The 14,196-nt window shown below is 32.1% G+C and carries 13 protein-coding genes; 6 read left to right on the top strand and 7 right to left on the bottom strand.

What is annotated here, in order from left to right; translation table 11 throughout:
* Positions 1-337: 337 nt before the first annotated feature.
* Positions 338-1,000 carry a ribulose-phosphate 3-epimerase gene (gene rpe / locus B0A65_RS07930; protein ID WP_074660387.1) on the top strand — a complete coding sequence of 221 codons (663 nt, stop codon included), beginning with the start codon at positions 338-340 and terminating at the stop codon, positions 998-1,000.
* Here the strand turns inward: rpe and B0A65_RS07925 are convergent.
* Together B0A65_RS07925 and B0A65_RS07920 are read right to left on the bottom strand one after the other, a co-directional pair.
* Positions 977-1,765 carry a DNA/RNA non-specific endonuclease gene (locus B0A65_RS07925; RefSeq protein ID WP_074660386.1) on the bottom strand — a complete coding sequence of 263 codons (789 nt, stop codon included), beginning with the start codon at positions 1,763-1,765 and terminating at the stop codon, positions 977-979. The genes rpe and B0A65_RS07925 overlap by 24 nt on opposite strands.
* A gap of 94 nt (positions 1,766-1,859) precedes the next feature.
* The gene (locus B0A65_RS07920) at positions 1,860-4,043 is read right to left on the bottom strand and encodes a carboxy terminal-processing peptidase (RefSeq protein ID WP_074660385.1); all 2,184 of its coding nucleotides are present in this window, start codon (positions 4,041-4,043) and stop codon (positions 1,860-1,862) included.
* 211 nt (positions 4,044-4,254) lie between these two features.
* Between B0A65_RS07920 and surE the strand changes: the two genes are divergently transcribed.
* The 5 genes from surE (at position 4,255) to B0A65_RS07895 (ending at position 9,081) form a co-directional block, all read left to right on the top strand.
* The gene (gene surE, locus B0A65_RS07915) at positions 4,255-5,034 is read left to right on the top strand and encodes a 5'/3'-nucleotidase SurE (protein ID WP_074660384.1); all 780 of its coding nucleotides are present in this window, start codon (positions 4,255-4,257) and stop codon (positions 5,032-5,034) included.
* Positions 5,027-5,299 carry a hypothetical protein gene (locus tag B0A65_RS07910; RefSeq protein WP_074660383.1) on the top strand — a complete coding sequence of 91 codons (273 nt, stop codon included), beginning with the start codon at positions 5,027-5,029 and terminating at the stop codon, positions 5,297-5,299. Before surE ends, B0A65_RS07910 begins: the two co-directional genes overlap by 8 nt.
* Positions 5,300-5,365: 66 nt before the next feature.
* On the top strand, positions 5,366-6,484 hold the full coding sequence (lpxB, locus tag B0A65_RS07905) for a lipid-A-disaccharide synthase (protein ID WP_074660382.1): 1,119 nt from the start codon (positions 5,366-5,368) through the stop codon (positions 6,482-6,484).
* A gap of 12 nt (positions 6,485-6,496) precedes the next feature.
* Positions 6,497-6,991 carry a C40 family peptidase gene (locus B0A65_RS07900; protein ID WP_074660381.1) on the top strand — a complete coding sequence of 165 codons (495 nt, stop codon included), beginning with the start codon at positions 6,497-6,499 and terminating at the stop codon, positions 6,989-6,991.
* 53 nt (positions 6,992-7,044) lie between these two features.
* Entirely contained in the window at positions 7,045-9,081 is a 2,037-nt protein-coding gene (locus tag B0A65_RS07895; RefSeq protein ID WP_074660380.1) for a ComEC/Rec2 family competence protein, read from the top strand.
* A gap of 3 nt (positions 9,082-9,084) precedes the next feature.
* Here the strand turns inward: B0A65_RS07895 and B0A65_RS07890 are convergent, their stop codons facing one another.
* The 5 genes from B0A65_RS07890 to B0A65_RS07870 form a co-directional block, all read right to left on the bottom strand.
* Complete coding sequence (locus B0A65_RS07890; protein WP_074660379.1) at positions 9,085-9,537, bottom strand: thioredoxin domain-containing protein; 453 nt, start codon at positions 9,535-9,537, stop codon at positions 9,085-9,087.
* Between the two features lie 270 nt (positions 9,538-9,807).
* Entirely contained in the window at positions 9,808-10,260 is a 453-nt protein-coding gene (locus B0A65_RS07885) for a hypothetical protein (RefSeq protein WP_074660378.1), read from the bottom strand.
* A 217-nt stretch (positions 10,261-10,477) separates the two neighbouring features.
* Positions 10,478-10,948, bottom strand: coding sequence for a thioredoxin family protein (locus B0A65_RS07880; protein WP_074660377.1), 471 nt, complete (start codon positions 10,946-10,948; stop codon positions 10,478-10,480).
* Positions 10,949-11,000: 52 nt separating this feature from the next.
* Entirely contained in the window at positions 11,001-12,488 is a 1,488-nt protein-coding gene (locus B0A65_RS07875; RefSeq protein ID WP_074660376.1) for a peptide MFS transporter, read from the bottom strand.
* 1 nt (position 12,489) lies between these two features.
* Positions 12,490-14,166 carry a peptide MFS transporter gene (locus B0A65_RS07870; protein ID WP_074660375.1) on the bottom strand — a complete coding sequence of 559 codons (1,677 nt, stop codon included), beginning with the start codon at positions 14,164-14,166 and terminating at the stop codon, positions 12,490-12,492.
* Between the last annotated feature and the right edge of the window lie 30 nt (positions 14,167-14,196).

Below are 14,196 nucleotides of genomic sequence, written 5' to 3'. Positions count from 1 at the left end.
TGCCTATATTGGACCGTAAAGCAAACAACAGTTTGATTGACTGTTCGTTTTTTGATTGATGATTGAAACTCCGGCTGATTACCGGAGTTTTTTATTTATTATTGGGTTGGATTTTTTTACCACAAAGTGCACAAAGATTTTTTTATCTTTTGGAATGTTGAAAACTACAGAGTTCGCAAAGCTTTGTGAACTTAGCTTTTTTAACAAAACTTACGAAAATTCTTTGCAAACTTTGTATAACCTTTATAGCCTTTGTGGTTGAGTAAACTTTGCGAAAACCTTTGCGAACTTTGCGGTTAAAAATTTATCTTTGCAAAATAACACACAACTACAAAAAATGAAGAATACACTTATTGCTCCTTCTGTTCTTGCAGCTGATTTTGCCAATTTACAACGTGATATCGAAATGATCAATAACAGTCAGGCTGATTGGTTTCATATTGACATTATGGACGGAGTTTTTGTTCCGAATATCTCTTTTGGAATGCCAGTTTTAGAAGCGATTTCAAGACATGCTAAAAAAACAATTGATGTACATTTAATGATCATTGATCCGGATCGCTATATTAAAACTTTTGCAGATTTAGGAGCTAATATACTAACTGTACATTATGAAGCTTGTACGCACTTGCACAGAACCTTGCAAGCTATTAAAGCGGAAGGAATGAAAGCGGGAGTAGCAATCAACCCTCATACTAATATTGATTTATTAGAAGATGTAATCAACGACATTGACTTAGTACTTATCATGAGTGTAAATCCTGGTTTTGGAGGGCAGTCGTTCATTGAAAACACTTATACTAAAGTAGAGAAACTAAAAGCTTTGATTACTCGTAAAAATGCATCGACTATTATTGAAATTGATGGTGGCGTAACAAGCAAAAATGCAAAACAATTAGCAGAAGCCGGAGCTGATGTTTTAGTTGCCGGAAGCTTTGTATTTAAAGCCGAAAACCCAACACAAACTATTGCTGAATTAAAAGCTCTTACTACTTTTTAAGTTTTTTAAATTCGGGAAGAAATCAATTCCGGTCATTTTTTCCAAAGTTTCAATTGAAACTACAAACTCATAAAGTGACTTATCACTATCTTCATTCGGAACCAAAAAAGCAATTGCTTTATGCTCCTTTCCTGATTTAGCCAAAATAATTTTATAAAAATAGTTAGGGACAGCAACTTTTTCTGTCCCTATTTTTCTGTCTGAATCATTCAGAATTCCACCTGTTACAACATATATGTCATTATACTTTTCGGCCCAATACCGTGTTTTCTGCTCTAATCTATTCCAGATTCCACTATTAAAATCATGCTTTTGTGGTGAAATATTTGAAGTATAAAATGTATCATTATAAGCATCATTACTAAACTCCATATCGCCTGCAGGGCAAAGATGGCCTTTGTCATAACCAGATTTTTTATAGTTTCTCCAATCAGCAGAACCTGTTGTTACCATGGGATCTTCTATAAAATAAGGTCTTTTGTAATCATTATTTTTAAGATATTCTCTCTTTAATTCATAGGCGACCCATTCGGCCTGTTCGAATTTTTCATTGTATGAAAGTGTATAATATCTATGCTTTACAATTTGTTTGGTTGTTGAAGTTGGTAAATAAGCAAAAGTATAAATTGAATCTGCATAGGTTTCATTCGATACAAAATTGGATTCCGTCTCTTTTAAATCCTTATTGGCATTTCTTTCTGGCATTTCTTTTTTACAGGAAACAGACATCAAAACAATCAAACCTAATAAAAAACAATTTCTCATCTACACACTATCTTTAGTTTATTAAACTTACAAAAAAAACGCTCCAAAAAATAAAATTTTCAGGAGCGTTTAACAACAAATATCTTTTCTAAAATTAAGATTTCACTAATTTATCTTTTTTCATTTTAGGAGTAACCGCATTTTTCACATAACCTTTAGTTTGCAAATCATCTAAAACATTTAATGCTTCTTCTACATAAACGTCTTTAGCCAATGCCTGATGCCAAGCTTCTCTTTTTTCTTTTAAAGTAGCATCGTTATTCATTTCAAGCTCTTCGTAAGGCAATGATTTAAAAACCAGATCATTTTTGTAATCTGCAATTGGTTTATATTTTTTACCTTCATTTTCAACTTGTTCCTGAGTCGCTTTAAAGCTAGTGATGTTTAGACTATACGTATTTTCCTTGTTTTTAACATCAATCCACTTCGCATTATCTTCAATTAGTTTAAACTGGGCATTTCCTGCAATTCTATTTCTACTATTTGCAATTGCCTGATTAAATTTCTCATTTGAAGTCCAAATATTATAATCTGCCGGATCAATTTTATCCCATGGCATTGCATTATCAATATCGCGTTCACCCATTTTTAAGTAAGCATAACGATCTGGCATTACCACATCACTATGAACACCTTCTAACTGAGTAGACCCTCCGTTGATTCTGTAAAACTTTTGTCCTGTAATTTTCAAAGCACCTAAATCGCCATAATTTGCATTACGAACAAATTGATTTAAATCTAAAACGTTTTGCACTGTACCTTTTCCGTAAGTTTGTTTACTTCCAATAATTACTCCACGTTTGTAATCCTGAATTGCAGCAGCCAAAATCTCTGACGCCGAAGCTGAGAAACTGTTTACCATAATTACTAATGGTCCGTCCCATTCGATTTTTTTATCTTTATCGTATAAAACTTCTTTCTTTTTACCAGCAGATTTTACCTGAACAATTGGTCCTTCTTCAATAAATAAACCTGCAATATCAACTACTGTAGATAAAGATCCACCACCATCATCACGAACATCAAGTACAATACCATTGATGTCTTCTTTTTTCAATCTCTCTACTTCCAGAGCAATGTCTTTTCCGGCATCACGCCCATCTTTATTTTCGAAATCAATGTAGAATTTAGGCAAATAAATAACGCCGTATTTCAATCCGTTTCTCTCTACAATACTTGATTTAGCATATGTCTCCTCAATTTCAACCACATCTCTGATAATTGAAATTACTTTAATAGTACCGTCTACTTTTTTAACTGTAAGTTTTACTTCGGTTCCTTTGTGCCCTTTAATTTTTTTCACAACATCATCCAAACGCATACCTACAACATCTACAGGCTCCTCGTTTCCTTGTGCTACTTTCAAAATTAAATCTCCAGCTTCAAGTTGTTTTCCTTTCCATGCCGGTCCACCAGAAATCAACTCGTCAATTTGAGTAAAATCATTTTTCTTAGTTAACCTCGCCCCGATTCCTTCTAATTTTCCACTGATATTAACATCAAAACGATCTTTTTCTTCCGGTGCAAAATAGCTTGTATGAGGATCAAAACGGGTCATGATCGAATTTACATAAACAGAAAACCAATCTTCTTTATTCAAATCTTTAATTAAACTGAAATTATCATCTAAAGATTTTAAAGAACTCTCACGCGTTTCTTTTTCTAAAGTTTCAAAAGATTTTGCTTTATAAGCAGGATCCGTTTTCTTTTTATCTTCCTCTAGTTTTTGCTTGGTAACTAAAGATGAAAGTGTAGATAATTTGATCTGTTTTCTCCATCTTTCATTGATTTCGACAGTATTTTTAGCATAAGGAATATGCTCGTAATCTGAATTAAATGTTTCATCAACGTTATAATTGAAAGGTTGTGCCAAAATCGTTTTATAACGTTTTTTGCTTTCTTCCATTCTCTTCATCAATCTGGTATAAGTCAAATTGAAAAAAGTAAGATCTTTATTCAAAAACTGGTCATCTAATTGCAGTTCATATTGTTTAAATTCATCAATATCAGACTGTAAAAAGAACCTTTTTGAAGGATCTAAAGCGTCAATATAGTCCTTAAAAATTCCTTTAGAGAACTCGTCATTTATTTCTGCCGGACTATAATGTCCTTTTTCAATAACAAATGCAAGTAATTCTAAAAGTGTTTTATCTCTATTTGGGTCCGGATCTTCTGACTTATCTGCATTTATTTTAAAAGCAAATAAAGTCAATGACAAGCATAATACGGCTATAAGTATTTTATAATTTCTTTTCATAAATTTAATAATAGCATTCATCAATTTTTTAATCTAAGTTACGGTAAAAACTATGCCAAGACAGCCAAGTTCACTATAATTTTTTGTTAAAGATATAAAAATGTTTAATGCACGAAAACGTTCTTTAATTTAGTTGACAATTTTTATTTATTTGTTAGTAATCTACCAAAATCTGTTACTACATTTGCTTTAACAAGCTTTAATTTTGACAATTCATAAATAACATCTGGGCATGAAAAATGAAAAACCTTTAATATTAGTTACTAATGACGACGGAATTCTGGCGCCCGGAATCAGAGCTTTGATTAGTGTCATGGAAACTATTGGTGAGGTAGTTGTTGTTGCTCCAGACAAACCTCAAAGCGCAATGGGACACGCTATAACCATTAATAACACACTATTTCTTGATAAAATTTCAAAAGAAAATGATCCTGTTACGCAATATAGTTGTTCCGGAACGCCTGTAGATTGTGTAAAACTGGCCGTAAATGAAATCCTGCATAGAAAACCCGATCTCTGTGTATCAGGAATAAATCATGGCTCAAACTCTTCTATAAATGTAATTTATTCAGGAACAATGAGCGCCGCGGTTGAGGCAGGAATTGAAGGCATACAGGCTATTGGTTTTTCTTTATTAGATTTTGACTGGAATGCCGATTTTGAACCGATTAAATCCTTTGTTAAAAAAATCACCCTCGAAACCCTGGCAAATAAACTTCCGGCCGGAGTAGTATTAAATGTAAATTTTCCGAAATTAAAAGAAAAAGAAATTAAGGGTATAAAAATTTGTCGTCAGGCGAAAGCTTACTATGCCCAAAAATTTGACAAACGTCAAACCCCCTACGGAAAGGATTATTATTGGCTTACAGGAAAATTCACCAACGAAGATAAAGGCGAAGATACTGATGAATGGGCTCTCGAAAATGGCTACATCTCAGTCGTTCCTGTACAATTTGATTTAACAGCCCATCATACTATGCAACAACTTAATACATGGAAATTAAATGAATAAAAAAGACATTATTATTGGTTTTATTATCGGAATTTTTACTGCTCTTCTTGGCAGTTATTTGTTTGTCGCATTCTTTACCACTTTTGATATTTCATCCGGAATTCAAACCATAAAACACTATGGTTATTTAGGAAAGATAATCACTTTAGGTACTCTTTTAGATCTTGCCGTTTTTCTTATTTTACTTAAAAAAAATAAAGAACTGATGGCACGTGGAGTTGTTTTGGCTGTGATTGTTCTGGCAATTTCAACTTTATTTATTTAAATCTTATCTTTGCATTGCAAAAATAATTTCTGTCTTAAAACAGAAACTACTGTCAAAAAAATTCATATGAAATATTACATCATAGCTGGTGAAGCTTCTGGAGATTTACATGGTTCTAATTTAATGAAAGCATTGTATGAGGAAGATCCTCAGGCCGAAATTAGATTTTGGGGAGGTGATTTGATGCAAAAAACCGGAGGAACTTTAGTAAAACACTATCGTGAATTAGCTTTCATGGGTTTTGTTGAAGTTGTTTTTAATCTAAAAACTATTTTAAGCAATATTACTATTTGCAAAAAAGATATTTTAGAATTCAAACCTGATGTTATTATATTTATTGATTATCCGGGTTTTAATATGCGTATTGCAAAATGGGCCAAGGAACTGAATTACAAAACACATTACTATATTTCACCTCAAATTTGGGCCTGGAAAGAAAACAGAATCAAAGCCATCAAACAAGATGTCGATAAAATGTTTGTGATTTTGCCTTTTGAAAAAAGTTTTTATGAAGACAAACATCATTTTCCGGTAGACTTTGTTGGGCATCCATTAATCGATGCTATTGAGAATCAGCCTCCTTTTGACGAAGCCGTTTTCAGAAAAGAAAACCAATTGGGAGATAAACCTATTATTGCACTTTTACCAGGAAGCCGCAAACAGGAAATTACCAAAATGCTTAGTGTAATGTTGAGCGTTGTTGATGATTTTAAAAATTATGAATTTGTCATTGCTGGTGCACCAAGCCAGGAATATGAGTTTTACAAACAATTTATTTCTAACGAAAATATCGCATTTGTTTCGAATAAAACTTACGATTTATTACGTTCCTCAACAGCAGCATTAGTAACATCAGGAACAGCAACATTGGAAACTGCTCTTTTTAAAGTTCCTGAAGTAGTTTGTTATAAAGGAAGCAATATCTCTTATCAAATCGCAAAACGCATTATTACGTTAAAATATATTTCTTTGGTCAATTTAATTATGGATCAGGAAGTTGTAACCGAATTAATTCAGGCAGACTGCAACACCAAACGAATCAAAGAGGAACTTCAAAAATTACTTGAACCTCAGTATCGTGAAAAACTGCTTAAAAATTATGATATTTTAGAGCAAAAATTAGGCGGAGTTGGTGCCAGTAAAAAAACGGCTAAATTAATTGTAGCCGATTTAAAGCAACCTTAAATATTTCTTGTTTTGAAAAGAATACTCATCTTTCTTCTATTAACTGCCGTTTTTACATCTTGTAAATCAACTTCAACTGCTGTAAGCAATAAAGACACGAAAGACACAAAGCGGGAAAACAAACATATTGTCAATCACTTAATTGAGAATGCAACTGATAATATTGGAGTAAAATACAAAGCCGGGGGAACTACAAAAAGCGGATTTGATTGTTCGGGATTAGTATATACTTCTTTCGAATCTGAAAACATAAAACTCCCAAGAAGTTCTTATGAGCAATCTAAAATTGGAAAAATAATCAATATTGATGATGCTCAAAAAGGCGATTTAATCTTCTTCAAGACAAATAAAAGCAAACAAATCAATCATGTTGGATTAATTACCGAGGTAAAGCCAGACGAAATAAAATTTGTGCATTCCTCCACTTCAAAGGGCGTTATAATTTCATCAACAAAAGAGCCGTATTACAAAAATTCTTTTGCCCAGATCAACAGAATCGTAGAGTAATATTATTTAATAAAAATATTATTTTTCTTACAAATTTTTAATACTTTTAAAAAATGAAAGTATTAGATTTTCCGTTGACTAAAATAACTTTTAGTTTTGTTTTTGGCATTCTGGCTGCGTCTTTTTGGCTACCTCAAATTCTAAGTTCCCTGCTATATCTTTTTAGTGGATTTATACTTCTTTCAATCTTTTATTTCTTATCAAAAAAGAACAAAAAACTGAATCTCTTTTTCGGATTAAGCACTTATTATACTTCGTTTTGCATTGGTATGATCGCATTAGCCATTAACACCAACTCTCTTCAAAACTCAAATTATATCCATTTTAAAAATGCTTTTAAGGAGCCACATCATATCAATATCACGATAAAGGAAAAACTAAAAAGCAATGCTTATAATGATCGATACATTGGTTTCATAAATTGCATTGATACTAAATATTATACAGGCAGAATAATCATAAACATAGTCAGGGATAGTATTAAAAATTCTTTATTTGCTGGAAATAGTATTCGTGTAACTACAGTTTTGCAACACAATAGTCTGCCAAAAAATCCTGATCAATTTGATTACAGCAACTATCTGGACAACAAACAAATTTATGCCCAGATTTATGTTTCAAAAGCAGCTATCGTTGTTGACAAAAAGATCAGGAAAGACATATGGTTTTATACTTCTTCTTTACAGGCAAGAATTATTCATAACCTGGAGAAAGCAAAATTCAATACAACCGAAATGAATGTTGCACTGGCTTTAATTTTAGGTCAGAAACAAGAAATTTCATCTGAGATAAAACAAGATTATCAATATTCAGGAGTTACGCATGTCTTATCCGTTTCAGGATTGCATGTTGGTTTCATCATGTTATTTATATCATTTATGCTGAAACCAATTCCGAACACTAAAAAAGGCTCACTTATAAAATTAATTACCATTATTATTTCATTAGTACTATTCGCAATTGTTTCTGGGCTTTCTCCCCCAGTATTACGATCTGTAGTCATGTTTTCGTTTTTAGCAACAGGAAATCATCTGCATAGAAACAGCAACACCTATCATACTTTATTGGTTTCTATTTTATTGCTATTACTTTTTGAACCTTATTTTTTATTTGATGCAGGATTTCAATTGAGTTATATCGCATTATTTTCTATCCTTTGGTTGCAGCCACTATTAAAAAATAGCTGGCTTCCAAAAAATAAAATCGTCAAATATCTATGGGAAGCATTAACAGTTTCATTTGCAGCTCAGATTGGTACATTTCCAATTTGTCTGTATTATTTTCATCAATTTCCAGCCCTTTTTTTCGTAACCAATATTTTAATTTTACCTGTATTGTCTTTTATTATGATAATTGGTATTATCGTTATGCTAATCTCTGTGTTCACAAGTTGTCCTTTAATTCTAATTCAAGTTTTTGAGAAAAGCATTTATCTTTTAAATCAAATTATTCATTATATAGCTTCATTCGAATCCTTTGTAATTAAAAACATTAGTTTTAATTTTTACCACTTAATTTCTTTTTACTTATTTCTAATTGCAAGCATTATCTGGTTTAAAAAACCTAATTACAATAAATTTATAATTGTCCTAACAACAACAATTCTTGTTCAGCTTTCACTTATTCAAACCAAAAAAGAAATTGAAAGTAAGCACGAATTAATTGTATATCATGTCAAGAAAAAAACAATTATCACGGAAAGAATTGGCAGAAGCATTACACTTTTCACAAGTAATGCCGCTTCAGAAAAACAATCAAAAAACGATGTTTTGCAAACTTATTTAGTTGCCAATTTTGGAGTTTTGAAATCGACAAATAAAATTAAAAACATCTTATTTTTTAATGGGAAGAAAATTTTATTGATTGACAGCTCCGGTATCTATGAAAAAAAAGTTAAGCCAGATATTCTTTTATTGACAGCTTCTCCAAAAATTAACTTAGATCGTATATTAGAAGATTTACAACCAAAAATAGTTATAGCAGACGGTTCTAATACCTATTCATTTCAGCAATACTGGAAAACATCCTGCCATAAAAAAAGAATCCTTTTTCACTCTACAAGCGAAAAAGGATTCTACAAATTAAATTGAAAATTATTGTTCCGGATTCAAAATAAGATTTGACTGTTTTAGCCACGGAATTGCACCTCCGGGTCTGTAAGGAAGTTTACCTAATAAATTGAAAGTAGTTTTCTCTCTTCTAACAGAACCGATCGTAAAACATACCTGAGGTAATTCATCGACACCAAACGCGCCTTTTAACTTAACATTTTGCTCTCTTTCAGCATCTGATATCTTAGGATCTGACAAATCAAGTTTTACTAAAATAACATTGTCTCGCGACCAAACTGCAAAATCTGGGGTATTAAATATTTCAGTTTGAATTTTTTGTGGCGCACCTTCAATCGTAAAATATATTAGGAGCGGTTTTTTTTGTTCCATACCTGCAGCAACTGCATCAGTCATAGTTGTTTTCCAAACTAAGTTCTGTGCATGCAAAAGAAATGAACCTAAAAAAAATAGCAGAATTAGTAATTTTTTGGTCATAATAATTTGGGGTTTAAGTAGGTTAATGCGACTAAATTAATATAATATCTCTACCAAACAAGCCTTATTTAAACAAAAAAGTTAATAAAAATATAAAAAAACAGAATTTATTAATAAAACATTAAAATTTTAAGAAAATGAAAAAAAATCATGTAATAAATTACAAAACTATTTGCCATAATTACAATTTGTTCAAAAAAAATATCCCTTTTTACCGTTAAGTAAAAAGGGATTCTACAAATTAAATTAAACACGTTAATTTAAAATATACTATTCGCTTGGATGCAATAAAGCATTTGATTCTGCAATCCATGCTTTTGCTCCACCGGGCTTATAGGAAATTTTTCCTAAAGCACTAAAGGTAGTTTTGTTCTTTCGGATAGATGCCAGTGCAAAACACACTTCCGGTAGGTCTTCAACGCCAAAAGCATTTTTTAGTTTTAAATTCTGCTCTTTATCACCATCGGATGCCGATGAATCAGACAAATCAAGCTTTACTAAAATGACATTATCACGCGACCAAACTGCAAAGTCCGGTGTTCTAAATATTTCATTCTGAAGATTTTCTGGCACACCTGAGGCGGTAAACAAAATTAACATTGGTTTTCTTTGTTCATTACTAATAGCAATTGCATCAGTCATATTAGTTTTCCAAACTAAGTTCTGAGCATGCGTAAAAAATGAACCGAAAAAAAATAGTAGGATAAGTAATTTTTTGGTCATATAATTTTGGTTTTGGTTAGATTAGTAAAACGAAATTAACATATTATTTTAATTTTCCAATTTTAATTAATACAAAAAATACATTATATGTTTTTTTACTTATAATAAAATACCAAATTAACAATAAGGCATCAAATTAAAGATACCTTTTCCTACTAAACAAAAAAAATCCTTATACAAAGTATAAGGATTTAAAGTATATTAAATTTGTAATTCTCTAATTGACGCTTTTTTGAGCCACAATTCCATTCGCAACTGCTAACCATGCAGTAGGTCCACCAGCAACATATCCTGTTTGACCAAGACCTTTAAAATTTACCTTTCCGTCTTTTGCCTCGGCACTTGTAAAATAAATAGTAGGAAAGCCCTGAACTCCAAAAGCCTGTTGCAACTCACTATTCTGATTCTTAATCTCTGGGGTTTGCGGCGTTCGTCTCGGGTAATCCAATTCAACCAAAACTACATTTTCAGCTGCCCATTTTGTAAATTCAGGCGTCTTTAAAACTTCATTTTGCAAACGAATACACCATCCACACCAATCGCTTCCGGTAAAAAACATCAACATAGGCTTGTGTACTTTATTACTTTCTGTAATTGCCTCTTTTACATCAGTATACCATTTTAGCTCTTGCGATTGCATTGCAAACACACCTGTTAAAAAGAAAATAATTAAAAATATTTTTTTCATGCTGCTTTAATTTTATACAAATTTAAACAAAATAACCATCGATAAATGTCGTCTATTTTACTTCTTGCATTAATTTTTTAATTAGTGGGGTCGTTACGATCAAAACGATACCCGCAACAAGAGAATAAAGTGCCAATTGATAATAGCCATCCGTATAGGCGATAAGTTTAGACATCAAAGTTGTTCCCGTATTTGCATTTGACATTTCAGAACCAAGTTTCCCTGCCGCTAATTGTCCAAAAGCACTAGAAAGAAACCATAATCCCATCATCATTCCAAACAAACGTTTCGGCGATAATTTAGTAATTACCGACATTCCGATTGGTCCAATACATAATTCTCCAAGTGTATAAATCAAATAACCCAAAGCAAAAACATTTAAAGAACTCAACCCTTTTGGATCAATAAAAAATCTGGCGCTATAAAAAATAAAGAAACCAGCTGCTAACAACACAAAAGATAATCCGAATTTGATAACTGTATTGGGCTCAATTTTTCTTTTGTAAAGAGCAATCCACAACAAACCAACTAACGGACTGAAAATAATAACATACATTGAATTAATACTATTATTAACTACGTTTGGATCGATAGTAAAAAACAACAATTTATCTGATAAATTGTCTTTTGCAAACAATGACAAGGATCCTCCTGATTGCTCAGAAATTGCCATAAACATAAAATATCCAAAGATAAAAATGAAGGCCGCTAATAATTTGTATTGCTGCTTTCTGTCTTTAATTCGCAGCAATTCAAACAAGAAATAACCAATTGCAATTACCCCAATCGTATACATGAAATAGTCTGTATAATCAGAATTAATCACCATGATATAGATAAACGGAATTACAATTATTGATCCCAAATAAACAGCAATTTCATTCATTCTCCTTTTCTTAGGAGTTTGATCCTCTAAAGGAGAATTTCCAATTGGAGCCAAATGTTTTTTAGTTAAAAGAAATGTCACCACTCCAATAATCATAACGACTGCCGACGAAAGGAAACACAAACTCCAGGAATAATTTTTTCCTAAATAAATAGGTATAGCACCCCCAAGCATTCCACCAATATTGATTCCGGCATAAAAAAGACCGTAACCAGCATCTCTACGACCATCATTTTCATGATATAATTCACCGACCATCGAAGATACGTTTGGCTTAAAGAAACCTGTTCCAATGATTGATAATGTTATTCCGTAATAAAAGAAGTCATGAGGAGATGCCGCAATAAGCAGATTCCCTAAAATCATAATGATACCACCAAAAAGAAGGGATTTTTTAAAACCTAAAACTTTATCAGCAAATATTCCACCAATAAAAGTAAAAGCATAAACAAAGGCCTGAATAGCTCCATACTGAAGATTTGCTTTTCCTTCAAGTAAACCCAATTGATCAACCATGAAAAATGCCAAAACACCTCTCATTCCGTAGAAACAAAAACGTTCCCACATTTCAACCAAAAACAAGTACCACAATTGTTTTGGATACTTGCCTTTAAAATTTTGTATTTGCTCTAAAGTAATTGTATTGTTTTCCATATTATCTAACACCGTGCATCATTTTTTTCAAGAATGGAGTCAAAGCAAATAATATAATTGCCGCGATACCAGTAAGAACTACAAATACCATAAAGAACTCATATAAATTATGAATTTCGAATCCGGCAAAAAAGTGGTTATGAGCACTAATCTGGTGTTGATCCAGTAAAGCTAATTGCTCAGGAGTTGGTGTAATTTTATTATCTAAAACAGCCTGAAGATCGATACCTAATTCTTTTGCTTTTGCAAATTTATCTCCAGTAGCAGGCAAGATCGAACCTAAAGTTCCACCTAAAGCATAACCAGAAGCATTAGATAAAAAGAATACTCCGTATAATAATGAAGCGAAACGCTTTGGAGATAATTTACCAACTAACGACAAACCAATTGGAGACAAACATAACTCAGCACATGTATTTAAGAAATACAATAAAATAAGCCATTTTACCAATAACAATCCAGAAGTTCCAATGTAAGAAACCTGAGTTGCAATCATAAAGAAACTAATCGAAATTATAACTAGTCCTGCCGCCAATTTTACCGGAGAAATAGGCTCTTTGTCTTTTGCTCTAAGAGTATCCCATAAAATACTAAACGGTACTGCCATAATTACTACAAATAGTCCATTAAAAATCTGAACCATTGATGGAGGCATTAAAAAACCAAAGAAGTTTCTGTCTGTTTGGTTATCTGCAATAAAGGTTAATGAAGATCCCGCTTGCTCAAAAGCTGCCCAGAAGAATATAATAAAGAATGATACAATATAAATTACAATAATTCTGTCTCTTTCGATTTTAGTCAATGAAGTATCTGAAATAATTAATCCTGCCAAGGATAATCCACTAGAATAAATCAACGTATAAATTAGATTCTGACCCACAACATAATGAAAAAAGAATCCTAACGCAATAAACGCAAGTCCTGCAATTGTCAAAGATTTAGTAGAAAAATTAGCTTTTTGTGCTTCTCCTTCTTCAAAGTCAGAAGCTTCATTTTTAGAAGGCAAACCTCCTAATGGTCTTCCTTCAGGAGAAACCACATATTTATTTTTTAAGAAGTAAAAAAGAACTGTTCCAATAAGCATTGCAACAGAAGCTGCTAAGAATCCAAATCTAAAAGCATGAATATCTCTAATTCCACCGGCATCTTTAACATCTCCCAACAAAGGACAAATGGACTGCCCTAAGAAAGCTCCAATATTAATTCCCATATAAAAGATAGTAAAAGCACTATCTAATTTTGTTTTTTCCTGTTTAGGATATAAACTTCCTACCATACTTGAAATGTTTGGCTTGAAAAATCCGTTACCAAAAACAATAACCCCTAAACCACAATACATAATAGCTTTAGCCATTTCTAAATTACCTTCAAAAATACTTCCACTAGTAAACAACAGCATTTGTCCGGTTGCCATTAATAATCCACCCAACAAAATACAGTTTCTGTTTCCTAAAAAACGGTCTGCTACAAAACCACCCAACATTGGTGTCAAATAGCAAAGTCCAAGGAAACCACCATAAATTAATGAAGCTTCTTCTTCTTTCATCAATAATGAGTTCACAAGAAATAAAGTCAATAAAGCTCGCATTCCATAAAAATTGAATCTCTCCCACATCTCCGTTCCAAACAATACCCAAAGTCCTTTTGGATGCGCAGTTTTTACTTGAGTTTCTCCCATATTATTCATTATTGTTTAAGGTTATAAAGT

Source organism: Flavobacterium frigidimaris (genome assembly GCF_002217275.1).
Taxonomy (GTDB): Bacteria; Bacteroidota; Bacteroidia; order Flavobacteriales; family Flavobacteriaceae; genus Flavobacterium; species Flavobacterium aquidurense.
The sequence above is the reverse complement of the archived record's forward strand: the minus strand, read 5'-3'. Positions and strand labels throughout refer to the sequence as shown.